We start from the raw sequence: 16,216 nt of genomic DNA, 5'->3' as shown, positions 1-16,216 counted from the left end.
CCACGCCGGCCGCTGGGGCCCCGGGGCCCTACGCCGCCGGCGCCGTGGCCCGCATAAAGGCGGCCAGCAAGCGGTTGAAGGCCACGCTTTTGGCCAGCAACAGCCGCAGCAGGCCAATGCCCACCAGGGCGGTGCAAATGCCGGCCAGCACGTCGAGTACGTAGTGGTGGCTGGTGTACACCGCGGCAAACCAGATGCCCAGCATGATGACGAGGAACACCAGGTTGAAGATGCCCGAGCGGTTCTTCACCGCGTAAAACAGCACGATGACCGGGTAGGCCGAGTGCAGCGAGGGCATGGCGGCAAAAACGTTGGCGTTCTTGGCGTAAATGGACTTGAAGATGCCCACCCCAAAAAAAGCGTCGAACCGGGCCAGCCCTGCCGTGCTGCCCATGGCCAGCGGCTGAAACGCCAGGCCGTGCTGCTGCACGTACCACGGCGGGGCCGCCGGGTGCAAGTAGTACACCACGAAGCCCAAGAGGTTGACCAGCAGGAAGGTGAGGGAGAACTCGAAGAACAACTGGCGGTTGCGGAAGAACAGGTAGCCGGCGAAGCCCAGCGGAATGGGCACCCAGCACAGGTAAAAAACCCCGCACAGCACGTCCAGAAACGGGGTGTGGTGGCGCAGCCAGAATTCGTTGGGCGTGAGCAACTGGCTGTGGTAGCCGATGCCGAAGAGCGCCTTTTCGGCGTAGTAAATGGGCGCTACGTCCACGGCCCGAAAGGTGTAATTAGGAAAGGCCCGCAGGTAATCGTACAGCACCCAGAAGACGACGAAAATTGAAAACCCGGTGATGAACCGGCGCGTGGTGGCCGAGAAAAAGTACAAGGCGTTGCACAGTCCCACCAGCACCAGCTGCTCGGGCCGGAAGCCAATCAAAACGTAGGAAAGCAGCAAGTAGGCCAGCGACAGCGCTGGCACGAGCAGGGCCCCGGGGCGGCGCGCCGGCCTCGGTGAAGATTGGAGCATAAGGGAAAATAGGGCCCCCAGGCGGGGGGAAGCAGTTTTGGCGGCGGTATACGCTGCTGAGGGAAGTTAAGTGCTAAAATTCGGATACACAGGATTTTAACACTCAACTAGAGCGACTATCTGACTGGCATTCGAGCCGGTTTGGTGGTAGCGCGAACTTTGTAGTTCGCGTCGCTGCCCGGTCGCTACCCGATTATCGGCAGGACGAAGCGAGAGCCGCGAACTACAAAGTTCGCGCTACAGTGCGCCAACCTTCGCGCTACACGTCCACCCGGGCCACGGTGGGCTCGTGGGTGGCCGCGTTCCAGCCCTTGAACTCGATGTATTTGACGTTGGGCACCCAGAATGTGCCGCCCTCGATGTGCAGGTACACGCGCGTGAGGGAAATTTGCTGGTTGGCCACCACCGTAAACACGTGGTAAGCATTGTCCGCGCCGGACTTCATCAGGTAGAATGGCACCTTGTCGTAGGCCGCAAAATTTAGTTTGTACTTGTTGGGGCCCACCAGCTTAGCGCTGAGGCCGTAGGCAAATTTGCGCTGGATGAAGCTCAGGGCTTTGCGCTGGCCGCCCTCGGGGTAGCGAATCCAGAACACGTTGATGGGCTCATCCGCGTCGAGCTGGCCCGCACTGTTCACGTTCAGCTGGTAAATGACGGTGTTGGTGTTGGGCTCGCGCTGCAAGTAGAACAGCTGGTTGGCCACGCCGCTGGGCGTCGGAAACACGAGGCGTGGCTCTGGGGCCCCCGCCAGCGACGGGTTGCCGAGGAGCAGCGCCGCGGCCAATACCGCGGCCGCGGCCGGCGCGGCCACCTTCTGGGCCGGCGCGGGTGGGGACCCCGCCGGGGCGGCCCGCAGCGCAAAGGCGCGCTTGGCTTGCAGCAGCCGCGACACGGCGGTGATGTTGGACAGCACCGCCAGCACCGCGAGCGGGAAGGTGAGGATGGACATGGTTTCGAAGACGTGGAACGGCACGCCGGGCACGAACAGCTTGTAGTCGCCGCCCAAAAACGCCGAGGCCACGCCGCAAGCCAGCGCGCTGACGCCCATGAGCACCACCCGCTCGGGCCGCTGCATCAGGCCGCCCTTGCACTCCACGCCCAGGCCCTCGGCGCGGGCGCGCGTGTAGCTCACCATCATCGAGCCAATGAGGGCGATGAACGTGAAGAGCGAACTTAGCAGGTAGTGGTGCGCCACCAGGTAGTAGCAGAGGCCCATGAAGGTGAACAGCTCGCTGTAGCGGTCCAGCACCGAGTCGAACATGGCGCCGTAGTCGCTTTTCATGTTGCCCAGCCGCGCCACCTGCCCGTCGAGCATGTCGAACAGCCCGGCGAACAGAATCAGGGCCCCGCCCCAGCCCACGTAGCGCAGGTCGCCCCGGTTGCCCTCCTCGCCGCCGACGATGAACAGCACGGCCACGCCTATGTTCAGCACCAAGCCCGTGAGCGTCACGCCGTTGGGGGTGAAGCCGATTTTGATGAGTAGGCGAACAAACGGGTTGATGACGGTGTAAATTCCGGCTTGCAGGGCAGTGCGGAGGGCGTCGAAAGTCATGCGTTAGGGGTGTTAGAAGTCGACCTTGAAGCGGCCCCGCAGGCCCCACTCCGATACGTTCGGGTTGTTGAGGTAGGTGAGGCGTTTCACGATGTCGAGGCGGATCAGCTTAAAAATGTTGGCGATGCCCACGCTGGCCTCCGCGTAGGGCATCCGGCCGAGGGCGAAGGCGGTGGGCTGGCCCTGTGCGTCGCGCAAAAACTGGTAGAGTTCGGGGTGCAGCACCGGGTCATTCTCCGCGCGGATGCCGCCGTAGAGCAGCTTCAGCGAGGCGGTTTCGCGCAGCTTGAGGGCTTTTATTAACGGTAATTTATTGAAAAAGAACCCGTTAAAATTTTGGTCGATGAACAAGCTGGCGTAGTGGTCACTGGAAAATTCCAGAAAATTCATCAAATTATACGAATTCAGTTGATACGAGTACGTCTGGTTGGCCCGGTGCACATCAAGCAGCGGAAACGGCACCTGCCCCGCCACGTAGCCGCCCTCCAGCGTCACGTCGGCGTGGCCCAGCTGCGAGAAGTAGAAGCGCTTGGTGGCGTTGGCGGCCAGGTTCCGGTAGTTGTACTCGCCCCCCAAAAAGCCCTTGATGCCCGTGCCCAGCCGCACCGTGAAGATGGGGTAGGGCCCGATGATGGGCGAGCGGTAGAGCTTGCCCTGGTAAAACTTTTCCTTGGGGGCCCAGCGCAGCAGCACCGACAACTCGCTGGTGGACAAAGTAGTAACAAAATTGGGCCGGTCGCCCACAACGTTGCGAAAGTAGAGGCCGCCGGCTGGCGACTGCTGCAACTTCCTAAACCCCAAGGCGTAGGAAAAGTGGTTGCTGAACTCGTGGATGTAATCGAGCCGGTACACGTCATTGTAGAGGTACCGGTCGTTGATGCCGCGCTTGAAGGAGAGCAGGAAGTTGTCTTCCTGCACAAATTCCAGCTCCTGCCCCGGAATGCGGGTGTCGCGCTGGAAGCTGGCCCGGATGAAGTTCTGCGGAAACGTGTAGATGGACTTGCCGTTCAGGGCGTAAGTGGAGCTGAGGAAATACTTCCACTTCTCGTCCTTGAAGCCGTAGGCCGAGTACGTTTCGAAGTAGATGCGCTTGCTCAGTTCGGGGGTGGTGCGGCCGCCCACGCGCAGCCGGAAGCCTTCCACGGGGTTGAAGCTGTAAAACGTATTGGAGGGCCCCACCTCGAACGGCCCGAACGACTTGTAGCCCGATAGCAGGAACGTGAACAGCGTGAGGGTACGCTGGAACGACTTGATGGTCTGGAGGGTATCGACGTTGCGGTAGATGGCGCGCTCGTTCTGCGTGAGGCTGTCGGGCCGGTTCAGCTGCCAGAAGTTGGGGGCGCGCTGAGCGAGGCTGTCCACGGGCACGCGCGCGGGGCCCTCGTACACGCCCGCGGGCCCCGGCTGGTCCACCCGGTACTTATCAAACGAGACGGTGCGCTCGCCGTAAAAGCCGGAGCCTTTGTCCGACAGGCCGAAATCAATGCCCAAGAAGCTCTTGCTCAGGTGGTAGCGCTTGTCGGGATTTTCGGCAAATTGAAGGTTGGCGTTCAGGCTCTTGACGAAGTTCAGGTTGATGCGCTTGTCCACCGACAGGTTGGCCTGCTGCACGGCGTAGTTGCCGTCGAGCGTCACGTACAGCTTGCCGGCAAAAAGCATGTCGCCCTTGTTGCGCGGGAAAAAGCTCAGCTCCACCAGCTGCGGCACGTGCTGCCGCAGCGTGTCGGAAATGTAGAACTGGTAGAACGTGGGCGCGTTGTTGGCGATGGGGCTTAGGAGCTGGTTGCCCAGGAGCGCCACGTTGTTGGCGTAGATGTCGATGTCCTGGTACATCCGATTGAAATAAGTGCTGAGGCCCTCATTGTCAATAAAATGCTTGTCAAACTCCACCTGCTTGTTGCCCAGCTCGATGGTCTTCCGCGCCTCGGGGTCTTTGCGGTAGTATTCCCGGGCGAGTTTTTCCTCGATGTAGATGGGCAGGATGTTGACCCCACCCGCCGCCAGCGAATCTTGCTTTTTGAACAAGAACTGGTAGTTGCGGAAAACCTTGCGGTCCTTGAATTTATCAGATAAGTTGCTGAACGAGAAGGTCATCTTCTCGTATTTCTCGTACTCGACGTAATTGTAGCTTTCGGGGCGGTTTTGCTCCTTGTGCTCGATGACCTGGCGGATGAGCGCCACGGCCGGGTTGTCCTTGTTCTTGTAGCGGGGCCCCTTCGAGCCCGTCACCACCACCTCGCCCAGCAGCGCCGCGTTGGGGGCCAGCTGCACGTTGAGGTCCTGCGCCTGGCCGGCCACGAAGGTCTTGACCACCGTGCGATAGCCCAGGTACGTGAAGGCTATCGACGTGTACTGGGCCGGCACTTGCAGCACGAAGCGCCCGTCCTCGCCGGTGGTGGTGCCGATGGCAGCCTGCGGCACCGACACGCTGACGAAGGGGAGCTTCTCCTTGGTTTTGGCGTCGGTCACCACGCCCCGCAGCACGGTCTGGGCCCGCGCCCCAGCTGGGGCCCCCAGCAGTAGTAGTACCAGCAGCCAATAAGGCACGGCAAGGCCGCAAAGCTGGCTAGGCGAACGTTTCATGGTTTCTTAAAGACGAAGTGCAGCTGCAAAAAGTAGTTGAAGCCCACGCCCACGAGCAGGGAAACCAACACTTTGCTGTACACATAATTTAGGTGCAATAGCTGGGTAAACAGATAAACCCCAGCGGCGTTCAACAGCATACTACCCAGCCACACCACAAAGTACCGCACGCCCTGCGCCGGCGCGCCCTGCTCGGGGGCCCTAAAAACGAAGTGCCGGCCCAGGTAAAAATTGGTGGCGCCCCCGGCCGCGTTGCCCAGCACGGTACCCAGCAAATACCAGGTGTGCAACCCTTCGACGCAGCCAATGGTGACCAAAAAATCGACGGCCGTGCTGACCGCCGAGGCCGCCTGTGCCTTGAGGATTTTTGAGTAGCGCACGGCTTCTATACGTAGCCGAATTGCACGGCGGTTTGCAGCAGCAGGCTGGTGTAAATGCCCGCCAGCACATCGTCCATCATCACGCCCACCCCGCCTGGAAGCGCCTCCATCTTTCTGATAAATAACGGCTTAACGATATCAAAAAACCGAAACAGCACCAACCCCAGCAGCAGCCGGGGCCCCGTGATGGGTACCAGCAACATGCCCACCCACATGCCCGCCACCTCGTCGATGACGACGCGGGAGCTGTCTTTGCCCCACTCGGCTTCGACGCGCTGGGCAACCAGCGTGCCCCCGGCCAGCAGGCCCACCGTGAGCAGAACCGCCGGCCCGAGCCGCACCGTGGGGCCCCCGGCCCGGGCCAGGTACAGCACGAGGCAGGTGGCGGCGGCGGCCACCGTGCCTCCACCCTTCACGTACCCGATGCCCAGGACGGAGGCAATTAGCTTAAACACGTAATTACTCGAAGGTAAAAGATCTGCTGATTAGTTGGTTACAGCAGTTTTCTCGGACAAAAAAAGTATGAAAAGAACGTCATGCAGGGCGCAGCGAAGCATCTTTTCTGCGCCCTGCATGACGTATTGCCTTCTTCTAATATGGAAGCCTGACAGCTGGCAACCAGCGACTAAGCCTGGGGCCCGTCCTGATAGACTTCCTGGCTGGCGGCGGCCACGGGCTCTTCGCCCATGAGCAGGCGCAGGGTGTTGTGCAGCGTCACGAGCTGCTTGAAGATGTCGTGCTCGGGCCGGACGTTGGGCTCAGCTTGCGGCGACTTCAGGTAGAACGATAGCCACTCCTGGATGCCCGACCAGCCGGCGCGCTTGGCCAGGTCCATGAACAGGGCCAGGTCGAGCACCAGCGGCGCGGCCAGGATGGAGTCGCGGCAGAGGAAGTTGATTTTGATCTGCATCGGGTAGCCCATCCACCCAAAAATGTCGATGTTGTCCCAGCTCTCCTTGTTGTCGCCGGCGGGCGGGTAGTAGTTGATGCGCACCTTGTGGTACATGTTGCCGTACAGCTCCGGGTTTTCCTCGGGGTGGAACACGCTGTCAAGCACGCTCAGCTTCGATACTTCCTTGGTGCGGAAGTTGTCCGGGTCGTCGAGCACCAGGCCGTCGCGGTTGCCGAGGATGTTGGTCGAGAACCAGCCCCGCACGCCCAGCGAGCGGGCGCTGAGGCCGGGGGCCACGATGGTCTTCATCAGGGTTTGCCCCGTTTTGAAGTCCTTGCCGGCCACGGGCGTCTGGGTGGTGGCGGCCAGCTCCAGCAGGGCGGGCACGTCCACAGTCAGGTTGGGGGCCCCGTTCACGAACGGTACGCCTTCCTTGAGGGCGGCGTAGGCGTAAATCATGCTCGGGGCAATGTTGGAAGCGTTGTTGCGTAAGCCTTCCTCAAAAGCAGCTAGGGTGCGGTGCGTTTCGGTGGGCTCGTGGTAAATCTCCGTCGAGCCGCACCACACCATCACCAGGCGGCTGCACCCGCGCTCGGCCTTGAAGTTGCGGATGTCATCAATCACCTGCTGGGCCAGGTCTTCTTTGGTGGTGTAGGTTTTGATGTGCGTGCCATCAAGGTTCTTCACGTAGTGCAGGTCGAAGGCTGCCTTCATTGGCACGATGGCCTCCATTTCGGCCCGCACGCCCTTCAAGGTCTTGTAATCCAACACCCCGGCGTGCAGGGCCGCCTCGTACACGTTGTCCTCGTACACGTCCCAGCCGCCAAACTCAATGTCGTCGAGGGGGGTGAGGGGCGCGTAATCCTTGATCAGGGGGTTGCCGGTCGACGTGCGGAGCTTGCCCATTTGGGTGAGCGAGCCGATGGGCTGCGCAGTGCCTTTGCGGGCGGCCAGCACGCCGGCAATGAGGGTAGTGGCCACGGCGCCCATGCCGGGAAGCAGGATGCCTAGTTTGCCTTCGGCGGGGGCAAGTGGCCCTTGTTGGTTAGTCATTGGAAAAAGGTATGCGGTGGTGGTGGGGGGGAAGCGCGGCTGCGGGGCCCGGCGAAGTGCAGCTAATCAAGAAGGAATTCAGGGGCCCTTCATTCGCACGGGAAAGGTATAACAAGGAGCGGGCAGAAAGTTATGGCCCGGGCAGGCCGCACCAGCTACCCGCCCATAGGGCCGGCAAAGGTCGGTGACGAATGAAGAAAAGATATGTTTTAACCCTGTCAAAAAAAAATGGGTGCGCCTGGGCACCCAGGGCCCCAGCCGGCCTGGCCCGCGGCGCTAAAACCGGAATCCGGCGGAGATGTAGGGGTAGGTGCCTTCGTTGGAAAAGCCGACGACGGCCTGCACCAGCAGCAACTGCGCCGGCAAAAAATAAAGGCCACCGCCGTAGCCGTCGTGCCATTTGGACGATGCTTCGCCCGGCGACCACACCCGGCCCACGTCGTTGAACGCGACCAGGCCCAGGGTGCCGGGCAGCAGGTAGGAAGTGAAGTCGAGCAGCTTCAGGCGCAGTTCCAGGTTGTTGTACACCATGCTGTTGCCGGTGAAGCGCCACAGGTAGAAGCCGCGCAGGCTCTGGGGGCCCCCCAGCTTGAGCTGCTGGAAGTAGGTGGCCTTGCCCAGCGTGGTGCCCGCCCCGATGCGGCTGGCGATGACGAGGCTGGAGTCGCGCGCGGGGCTGGCGTAGAAGCTGAACTCGGTAATGGCCTGCCCCAGGGTGTGCTCGTCCGTGTCGAGCCGGCGCAGCCCGCTCAAGGTGGTGGCCCAGTACACGCCCCGGCGGGCCACCAGGCTTTTGTCGCGGGTGTCGAACGTGACGGTGGCGTCGAGGCCCGCGTAGAGCTGGGGCGCGAATACTTTCTCGTCGGGGTGCAGGGCGTCGTATTGGCTCAAAAACCGGGTCCCGTTTTTCTCGCGGCTGCTCGAATAGTACTGGCCAAGCACGCCCGCGCTCACCTGCCAGTGCCCGTAGGCCTGGCTCAGGCGCACGTCGGCCGTCACCAGGTTGTACACGCTGCGGTAGTAGCGAATGCGGCGGTTGCCCTCGTTGATGAACGTGGTTTCGTTGCCGACTCCGAAGAAGTTGCTGGTGTAGTTGGGCCCCTTCGACACCACGTTCACCAGCAGGTCGTGCCGCCCCACGGCCCGCTTGAACTCGCCGCCGTAGCTCAGCAGCAGCGAGCTGTTGCCAAAGCCGTAGTTCACCAGCAGGTTTTGCCGCGAGGCGTACGGGGCCCGGCGGAAGCCCTGCTTCTGGTAGATGAAGTTGCCAATCAGCTGCACCCCGTAGTCTTTGCTGTAGCCAGCCAAAAACAGCGGCTGCAAGAAATCGTACTTGAAGCCCGTGGGCTCGAACTGGTTCACCGCCGAATCGGCGGCGGTATGAATGCGGGCGCGCCGGCCGCTGGCAGCGTGTTGGGCTCGTCGGAGCGGTCGTAAACCAGCAGTTTGCGGCGCTGGTGCAAGCCCTCGTCCACGGCAAACGTGTCGTCGCCCGCGCCCCCGATCAGGCGCACCCGGATGGGGGAGTGCGCCGTGCCCGTCACGGCGAAGGCATCGGCCCCGCCCTGGCCGTACAGGCGCAGCTCGTGGGTCACGGCGGGGTCGAAGGTGCGGTCGTAGAGCAGGGCCCCGGCGGTGCCGTCCTGCTTTATTTTGGTGCTCGTCACGCGCAGCCGGCCGCCGGCCCCGTGGGCCACCTCCAGGCGCTCGCGCTTGTCGGAGGCCGGGATAGACACCGTGCGGGCCAGGAAGCGGTAGTACTTCAGGGCCTGCTCCATGAGGTTGTTGCGGCGCCCCACCAGGTTGCGCACCAGCAGGGGGCCCCCCAGCTGGTAGATGTTGGGGGGCAGCCGCTGCACGGCGTGCGCCAGTAGGCTGTCGGGCAGGTGCTGTTGCACGTAGGCCACCTCCGTGCGCCAGTCGGCCTCGCTCAGCCCGTTCAGGAAGTAGCGGTCAAAGTCGCGCGCCTTGTCATTCCAGCGGTTGATGGAGCGAATGTGGCTGTTGTAGCCCTGCACGTTGGCCTTCAGCAGGTGCAGCGAAAGCGTGGCGGGCAGCAGGCCGGTGGGCTTGTAAAACACGTGGTCGCGGTCGCGGGGCACGGGCTCGTACACGCTGCCCTTGGGGGTGGGGCGGCGCTCCCAGCGCCACTGGTCCTCGTGGCGGTCGTAGTCGCCGAGCAGCATGTCGAGCAAGCGGGCCCGGAGCACGGTGGCCTGGTCCACGCGGTTGTCGTTGTCTTTTTGCAGGCGGCCCTGGGCCTTCACGGTGTTGTCCGTCTTGTCGGCGTCGAGTGGCTCGCGCTCTTCAAACAGAAATACCTGGTTGGCAAAATCGGCGCGGTAGGGCCCCAGGGCGGGGTCGTCGGGCACGTACACCACCTCCGGATTGGCGTGCGGAATGCCCAGGGCGGCGGCCAGCGGCGGCACCACCACGGCCGCGTAGGGGTGCGAGGCCGATACCTGGTCCTGCAAAATATCCTTGGCGATGGTGGGCCGCAGCGCAGGCGGCAGGCCCCGCTCGGGGTACTTCTGGAGGGTGCGCACCACCCACTGCTGCCCGGTGGCGTCCTGCAAGCGCAGCGACTTGGTTTGCAGGCCGCCGCCGCGCTCCAGAATCTTCAGCCCGCCCTTTTCGGTGGTCAAATGGAACACCCGCATCTTCACCGGGGCCGCCCACTGCCGCCGGTAGCTCTCGCCCAGCAGCCAGCGGTGGAAGCCCGTCACGTCGTTATAAGTGGGCTCGATGGCCACCGTAATGCTGTCGGACTGGGCGGTGGGCGCTTGTGCATAAGCGCTGCCAGCAAGGGCCATAAGTGCCGCCGCGGCTACCGCTTTCTTAAGGTATAAATAATTCGTAATCAATTGAATAAAGGCAGGCCACCGGCCTCCCGTAAGTGTTGATAAAATAATAATTCCCTGTTTTGGGCACAAATTTCGCTCAGAATTGGCACTTGCGTTCCCCGCGGGGCCCCGGCCAGTTCGGAAAAAGCGGGGGTTTAAGGAAAGTATATAAACAAGGTAGATAGTATATTTCTAATTATTGCTGCAATCGGTAAGCACAACGATTGGGCACGGCCCGTTGGGGCCTGCGGCGGAGTAGCTGATAAGCAGGGCTGGAGCCCCGGGGCCCCAACCGTTAGGATAATACCATTTCCGGCACGTCCGCGTCGGGGCCGTGCACCACCAGCTTGCCCGCGGTGGCCGCCCGAATCTCGGCCACGCTCACGCCGGGGGCCCGCTCGCGCAGCACGAAGCCGTCGGGCGTCACGTCGAGCACGGCCAGCTCGGTTACGATCTTTTTCACGCAGCGCAGGCCGGTGAGGGGCAAGGTGCAGGCCGGCAGCAGCTTGCTGGAGCCGTCGCGGGCCACGTGCTGCATGGCCACGATGATGTTTTTGGCCGAGGCCACCAGGTCCATGGCGCCGCCCATGCCCTTCACCATCTTGCCCGGAATCTTCCAATTGGCAATGTCGCCCTGCTCGCTCACCTCCATTGCCCCCAAGATGGTCAGGTCCACGTGCTCGCCGCGGATCATGCCAAACGAGTCGGCGGAGCTGAAAATGGACGAGCCCGGCAGCGTGGTCACCGTCTGCTTGCCGGCGTTGATGAGGTCGGGGTCCACGTCGGCCTCGGCGGGGAAGGGCCCCATGCCGAGCAGCCCGTTCTCGGATTGCAGCTCGACGCTGATGCCGGCCGGGATGTAGTTGGCCACCAGCGTCGGAATGCCGATGCCGAGGTTGACGTAGGAGCCGTCCTGTACTTCCTGCGCAATGCGCCGGGCAATGCCGTGTTTGTCGAGGGCCATTGGAGTAGTTTGTTAGATAATTGATAATGAACGTTATGCGCCGCGCCGCATCTTTTTAGCGCCAGTAAATCATAGATTAGTTACGCGGGAAAGAGGCTGCGGCCGGGTCCGGGCTGCCGGCTTTTCGCCGGCTGCCCGGTAATCGTTGAATTGCTAACCAAGCCGACTACTGCTGGGGGCCCTAACGGCGCAACGATTAGCGGGCAGCCGGCGGAAAAGCCGGCAGCCCGCCCCGGCCCGGGGGCCCTACTGCGGCGCGTGGCGCCTGAGAATGGCCTCGTACACCAGCCGCTTGAACTTGGCCGAGAAGTCGGCGGCCGTGGTGTTGGGCCACTTTTGGGTGTAGAGCAGGGCGATGATTTTCTCCTTCGGGTCGACCCAGTACGTGGTGCCGAAGATGCCGCCCCACTCGTAGGAGCCCTCGGTGAGGCCGCTCTGAGCCGCGCCGGCGGCCGTGACGATGCTGAAGCCCAGGCCGAATTTGTTGCCGCCCTGGCTCACGGCGCCCATCTGGTTCTGGGTCATCAGGGCCACGGTTTCGGGCTTGAGGAAGCGGCGGCCGCGGTACTCGCCGCCGTTTAGCAGCATTTGCAGGAAGATGGCGTAGTCGTCGATGGTGCTCGACAGGCCCCCGCCGCCCGAAAAGTAAGTGCCCGGCACCTTGGGGTAGTCGGCCCGCAGGCCCCCCAGCTGCACCAGCGGCACCGTATTCTTGGCCGCGTCCTCGGTGTAGAGGCCCACCAGGCGCGGCTGGAGCGCGGCGGGCAGGTAGAAATACGTATCGCGCATGCCTAGCGGCTCAAAAATGCGGGCCCGCAGGTACTGGTCCAGCGGCTGGCCCGAAAGCACTTCGATGAGCCGGCCCAGCACGTCGATGCTCAGGCCGTAGGTGAATTTTTCGCCCGGCTCGTGCATCAGCGGCAGGGGCCCCAACGCGTCGATGGCCGCGGCTAGGGTGCCGGTGGGCGTGCCCACCCCGCTGGGAATGTGTGCCTTGGCATAAATGGCCCGCGCCTCTTTGCTGCCGATGACCGGATAGCCGATGCCCGAAGTGTGCGTGAAAAGCTGGCGAATGGTGATTTCGGCCCGCGCCGGCACGGTGGTGTAGGTCGAGTCCTTTTCGTTGAAAGTGGCTAGTACCTTAGGGTGGGCAAAGGCCGGCAGGTACTTCGAAATGGGGTCGTCGAGCTTGAAGCGGCCCTGGTCGAAGAGCAGCATGGCCCCCACGCTGGTAATGGCCTTGGTTTGGGAGGCGATGCGCACAATGGCTTCGGAAGAGAGCGGCGTGCGGGCGGCCACGTCGCTCAGGCCAAACGCTTGGCGGTAAACGATTTTGCCGTCGCGGGCAATGAAGCCGATGGCCCCCGGCTCGCGCCCCGTGGCCGTGTATTCGCGCAGCAGCTGGTCGATGCGCTGCAAGCCCGCGTCGCTCATGCCCACGCTTTGGGGCGTGGCGGCTTGCAGGGCGGGCGTGCGCCCGGGTTGGGCCAGAGCCCCCAGGCTGCCCAGAGCCAGCAGCAACGGGAGAAGCAGTTTTTTCATAGTGGCGGGGGAGGGAATGGGCTCGTTATGAATTTATTAAAGAAGCAGTAAAGCCGTCATGCTGAGCGGAACGAAGTGAAGTCGAAGCATGACGGCCTTATTGCTTTCAAAACTGCTTGCTAAACCAGCCCGCCGCCTGCCTTACCCCGCGGCGCGTACGGTGCGCTGCTCGATGCGCTTTTCGTAGTGCTGGCCCTGGAAAATGCGCTGCACGAAGATGCCCGGCGTGTGGATTTGGTTGGGGTCGAGGGCCCCGGCGGGCACCAGCTCTTCCACTTCGGCCACCGTGATTTTGCCGGCCGTGGCCATCATCGGGTTGAAGTTGCGGGCCGTGCCTTTGTAGATGAGGTTGCCAGCGGTGTCGCCGCGCCAGGCTTTTACGAAGGCGAAATCGGCCGTCAGGCCGGTTTCGAGCAGGTACATTTTGGTGCCGAATTCGCGGCTCTCCTTGCCCTCGCCCACCTCCGTGCCGTAGCCGGCCGGCGTGTAGAAGGCCGGGATGCCCGCCCCGCCGGCCCGGATGCGCTCGGCCAGCGTGCCCTGCGGCACCAGGTCCACGGCCAGCTCGCCGCTCAGTAGCTGGCGCTCAAACTCGGCGTTTTCGCCCACGTAGCTGGCAATCATCTTGCGCACCTGCCGGGTTTGCAGCAGCCGCCCGATGCCAAAGTCGTCCACGCCCGCGTTGTTACTGATGCAGGTCAAGTCCTTCACGCCCAGGCGTAAAATTTCCTGGATGGAATTCTCGGGGATGCCGCACAGGCCGAAGCCGCCCAGCATCAGGGTCATGCCGTCGGCCAGGCCCTGGAGGGCGGCCTGGGGCCCCTTAACTACTTTGTTAATCATGGGCGGGCGGAAGCGGAAGCGCGGGTGGGAGGAGTAGAACGAGTGGGCGTGGCGGCACGAGCGGGTGCGGCGGCACGAGCGGGGGCCGGTGCCGGTGCCGGCACCACGGGCGGTACGTAGTTGAGCGGTAAAAATTCACCAATTTTCTCGAAAGCCCAGTACTCGCCGGCCGATACGTCGAACGGGTTCACCAGCGAGCCGTTGGCCTGAATTTCGGCCTCCTGCCCTTGCAGCCGCAGCCGCGACACCTGCCGCAGGGGAGAATAGGACTTGCTTATGGCCCCCAGCGGCGACATCGGCCGGCCGTACTTGGGGTCGGGGGCCTCGCCGAAGTGGGCCACTTGCAACTCGCCCGTGAAGCGCAGGTACACGTGCCGGCCGTCGGCCGATACCTGGCGGATGCTGTCGATGGGCCGCGCCTCGGGGTACACCGTGGCCGTGACGGGCTGCGCCCGGCTCCACTTCCGGAGCGAGTCCTGCTCGGCCTTGCTGAACGGGCCGTTGGGGCGCTGGGTAAGCATCGTGCGGCGTAGGCTGTCGGTCAGGTCGAAGCGGTTGTTTACCACCACGCGCACCTGCTGGGTGAGGAAGCCCTCGGCTGCCACGCGGTTGTCATACACGCTTTTCAAGAAGTGGTTGAACGAGCCGTTGTAGGCCGCGGCGCGGTTGGCGGCCCACTGGCGCTGCTGGCGCTCGTCGCGCGGGGTCATTTCCTCAAACACCGGCTCGCCGTAAAAGCTCAGCGAACCGTCTTCATCGTTGCTGCTGAAGCGCATGCCGTAATACTTCACGTGGTAGCCCAGGGCGTCGTTGTCAATCTGCACAAACTTGCGCGAGCGGGCCGTTAGGTCCTTCGTCGAGTCGTCGTAGCTCACAATGATGTCCTTGGGATTCACAATGTGCGACTGGTCCGAAAACGCGGTGCGGCCCAGGAACTGATCCGTGAATTTCTGGTACTCCTTGGGGTCATTGGGCGTCGATTCCACCACCACCTCGGCCAGCTGGTTGCCGGTGGGGGCCAGCGCCAGCGTTAGCTGCTGCGGGGCGCTGGTGATGGTAACCACCTGCTTGGCCAAGCGGTAGCCCACATACGAGCCCACCACGCTATAGGTGCCCGCCGGAACCTTGGCAAACTCGAACTTACCCGCCTCATTAGTGGTGACGCCCAGCGTGGTATTGGCCAGAAACACGCTCGAAAACGCCAGCGGCTCGTGCGTCACCGAGTCCTGCACCACGCCGCTGAGCTTGCCCTGGGCTTGGGCCGCGCCCAGGGCCCCCAGGCACAAGCAGCTCATTAAGAATAACCGCAAAATATTCATCGTCAAAAGAATAAGTGGTAAGTAGTTGGCTGTTGACTTTTAGCTTGACTGGTAGCCAAAGGCGAAATAAGGGAGCTGTTCAGGCCGTCGTGCTGAGCGCTGCGTTGCGCTCAGCACGACGATTTATATTCGGGTAAAGCAACAAAACAACGACTATGCCAGGGCCGCCCGGGTGGCCTCGGCATCCAGCGCGAGCTGGGCTTTGAGGGCGTCAAGGCCGTTGTATTTTTCCTCGCCGCGCAGCCAGGCAACGAATTCCAGGGTCAGTAATTGCCCGTACAGGTCGCCGCTGAAATCGAGCAAATTCACCTCGATGGTTTGGGCCAGCCCCGCCCCGATGGTGGGCCGCACCCCGATGCTGAGCATGCCCCGGTGCCGGGTGCCGGCCGCCGTGGTGGCCCAGACGGCATAGATGCCCTGGGCCGGCACCAGCTTTAGCGGCTCCTCAACGTGCAGGTTGGCCGTGGGGTAGCCAATGGTGCGGCCCAGCTGCTGGCCCGTCACCACGCGGCCGGTCACGGGGTACTCGTAGCCCAGGTAGCGGGTGGCGGTGGCCACGTCGTGCCCGCGCAGCGCCGCCCGGATGCGGGTGCTGCTCACGCCCACGGCATCAATGTCGGCCCGCGGGATTTCCTCCACGTCGAAGCCGTAGCGAGCCGCGTGCTGGCTGAGGTAGTCGAAGCCACCTTCGCGGTTTTTGCCGAAGCGGTGGTCGTAGCCAATCACCAGGTGCCGGGCCCCTACGGTGTCTATTAGCAGGTTCTGGATGTACTCTTCCGACGTCCACTGCGCGAACTCGCGGGTGAAGGGCACAATCAGCAGGTAGTCAACGCCGAAAGCTGCCAGCCGGGCAATGCGCTCCTCTAAGGTGTTGAGCAACTGTAACTCCAGCAGCTCGGGGTGCGAGGGTGGGGGCCCCAGCACCAGGCGCGGGTGCGGCCAGTAGGTAATTACCACCGCCGGCCCTCCCGCCGCATCGGCCGCCTCGCGCAGCCGCGCCAAAATGCGCTGGTGCCCGCGGTGCACCCCGTCGAAGGTGCCGCTGGTGACGACAGCGTTGGTGAGGCGGGGAAAATCAGCGGGGTCGCGGATAACGAGCATAGGAACCGGGCAGCGTAGAATCGGAGCTGCAAAATTCGCCCGCAATCGGCAATGTGCCGCATTTCATTTTGCGGGGCCCCAGTCAGCCCGGTGGGGCCGGCTACGCCTCGTCGGCGGGGCCCCCGGCGGCTTGCTGGGCGGCGTAGAAATCAGGGCCGGCGCGGGCCGGGCGGG

Annotated in this window: 13 protein-coding genes; all 13 read right to left on the bottom strand. The window is 63.0% G+C overall.

The genetic code is table 11. The features are described from left to right. Positions 1-28: 28 nt before the first annotated feature. The 13 genes from BEN49_RS17955 to BEN49_RS17900 all read right to left on the bottom strand — a co-directional run bounded on the left by BEN49_RS17955 (position 29) and on the right by BEN49_RS17900 (position 16,042). Positions 29-970: a phosphatase PAP2 family protein gene (locus BEN49_RS17955; protein WP_070745832.1), complete on the bottom strand. Its 942-nt coding sequence runs from the start codon at positions 968-970 to the stop codon at positions 29-31. 259 nt (positions 971-1,229) lie between these two features. Continuing rightward, entirely contained in the window at positions 1,230-2,522 is a 1,293-nt protein-coding gene (locus BEN49_RS17950) for a DUF4833 domain-containing protein (RefSeq protein ID WP_070745830.1), read from the bottom strand. A 12-nt stretch (positions 2,523-2,534) separates the two neighbouring features. Then, on the bottom strand, positions 2,535-5,105 hold the full coding sequence (locus BEN49_RS17945; RefSeq protein WP_070745829.1) for a DUF5686 and carboxypeptidase-like regulatory domain-containing protein: 2,571 nt from the start codon (positions 5,103-5,105) through the stop codon (positions 2,535-2,537). Beyond that, a complete protein-coding gene (locus tag BEN49_RS17940; protein ID WP_158022999.1) occupies positions 5,102-5,485 on the bottom strand; it encodes a GtrA family protein in 384 nt (127 codons plus the stop codon). Before BEN49_RS17940 ends, BEN49_RS17945 begins: the two co-directional genes overlap by 4 nt. A gap of 5 nt (positions 5,486-5,490) precedes the next feature. Further along, positions 5,491-5,940 carry a phosphatidylglycerophosphatase A family protein gene (locus BEN49_RS17935; protein WP_070745827.1) on the bottom strand — a complete coding sequence of 150 codons (450 nt, stop codon included), beginning with the start codon at positions 5,938-5,940 and terminating at the stop codon, positions 5,491-5,493. 170 nt (positions 5,941-6,110) lie between these two features. Further along, positions 6,111-7,430 carry an inositol-3-phosphate synthase gene (locus BEN49_RS17930; protein ID WP_070745825.1) on the bottom strand — a complete coding sequence of 440 codons (1,320 nt, stop codon included), beginning with the start codon at positions 7,428-7,430 and terminating at the stop codon, positions 6,111-6,113. A 276-nt stretch (positions 7,431-7,706) separates the two neighbouring features. After that, positions 7,707-8,792 (bottom strand): BamA/TamA family outer membrane protein, encoded by a 1,086-nt coding sequence (locus BEN49_RS28985; RefSeq protein ID WP_204376161.1) that lies wholly within the window; start codon positions 8,790-8,792, stop codon positions 7,707-7,709. Continuing rightward, on the bottom strand, positions 8,789-10,243 hold the full coding sequence (locus BEN49_RS28980) for a hypothetical protein (protein WP_204376160.1): 1,455 nt from the start codon (positions 10,241-10,243) through the stop codon (positions 8,789-8,791). Before BEN49_RS28980 ends, BEN49_RS28985 begins: the two co-directional genes overlap by 4 nt. A 325-nt stretch (positions 10,244-10,568) precedes the next feature. Then, positions 10,569-11,237 carry a CoA transferase subunit B gene (locus BEN49_RS17920; protein WP_070745823.1) on the bottom strand — a complete coding sequence of 223 codons (669 nt, stop codon included), beginning with the start codon at positions 11,235-11,237 and terminating at the stop codon, positions 10,569-10,571. Positions 11,238-11,483: 246 nt separating this feature from the next. Further along, positions 11,484-12,779, bottom strand: a complete 1,296-nt coding sequence (locus tag BEN49_RS17915; RefSeq protein WP_070745820.1) for a serine hydrolase domain-containing protein — start codon at positions 12,777-12,779, stop codon at positions 11,484-11,486. Positions 12,780-12,920: 141 nt separating this feature from the next. Then, on the bottom strand, positions 12,921-13,622 hold the full coding sequence (locus BEN49_RS17910; RefSeq protein WP_070745818.1) for a CoA transferase subunit A: 702 nt from the start codon (positions 13,620-13,622) through the stop codon (positions 12,921-12,923). Further along, positions 13,619-14,917, bottom strand: a complete 1,299-nt coding sequence (locus BEN49_RS17905; protein ID WP_070745816.1) for a carboxypeptidase-like regulatory domain-containing protein — start codon at positions 14,915-14,917, stop codon at positions 13,619-13,621. Before BEN49_RS17905 ends, BEN49_RS17910 begins: the two co-directional genes overlap by 4 nt. Positions 14,918-15,094: 177 nt before the next feature. Continuing rightward, positions 15,095-16,042, bottom strand: coding sequence for a bifunctional riboflavin kinase/FAD synthetase (locus BEN49_RS17900; RefSeq protein WP_070745814.1), 948 nt, complete (start codon positions 16,040-16,042; stop codon positions 15,095-15,097). Positions 16,043-16,216 lie beyond the last annotated feature (174 nt).

Origin of the sequence: Hymenobacter coccineus, assembly GCF_001816125.1 — a bacterium.
Lineage (GTDB): Bacteria > Bacteroidota > Bacteroidia > Cytophagales > Hymenobacteraceae > Hymenobacter > Hymenobacter coccineus.
This window is presented reverse-complemented; position numbering and strand designations above follow the sequence as displayed.

What these genes read in the sequence shown, in the direction of transcription:
- BEN49_RS17955 (WP_070745832.1), bottom strand. Translation starts at nt 970, where the DNA reads ATGCTCCAATCTTCACCGAGGCCGGCGCGCCGCCCCGGGGCCCTGCTC.
- BEN49_RS17950 (WP_070745830.1), bottom strand. Translation starts at nt 2,522, where the DNA reads ATGACTTTCGACGCCCTCCGCACTGCCCTGCAAGCCGGAATTTACACC.
- BEN49_RS17945 (WP_070745829.1), bottom strand. Translation starts at nt 5,105, where the DNA reads ATGAAACGTTCGCCTAGCCAGCTTTGCGGCCTTGCCGTGCCTTATTGG.
- BEN49_RS17930 (WP_070745825.1), bottom strand. Translation starts at nt 7,430, where the DNA reads ATGACTAACCAACAAGGGCCACTTGCCCCCGCCGAAGGCAAACTAGGC.
- BEN49_RS28980 (WP_204376160.1), bottom strand. Translation starts at nt 10,243, where the DNA reads ATGGCCCTTGCTGGCAGCGCTTATGCACAAGCGCCCACCGCCCAGTCC.
- BEN49_RS17920 (WP_070745823.1), bottom strand. Translation starts at nt 11,237, where the DNA reads ATGGCCCTCGACAAACACGGCATTGCCCGGCGCATTGCGCAGGAAGTA.
- BEN49_RS17915 (WP_070745820.1), bottom strand. Translation starts at nt 12,779, where the DNA reads ATGAAAAAACTGCTTCTCCCGTTGCTGCTGGCTCTGGGCAGCCTGGGG.
- BEN49_RS17910 (WP_070745818.1), bottom strand. Translation starts at nt 13,622, where the DNA reads ATGATTAACAAAGTAGTTAAGGGGCCCCAGGCCGCCCTCCAGGGCCTG.
- BEN49_RS17905 (WP_070745816.1), bottom strand. Translation starts at nt 14,917, where the DNA reads ATGAGCTGCTTGTGCCTGGGGGCCCTGGGCGCGGCCCAAGCCCAGGGC.
- BEN49_RS17900 (WP_070745814.1), bottom strand. Translation starts at nt 16,042, where the DNA reads ATGCTCGTTATCCGCGACCCCGCTGATTTTCCCCGCCTCACCAACGCT.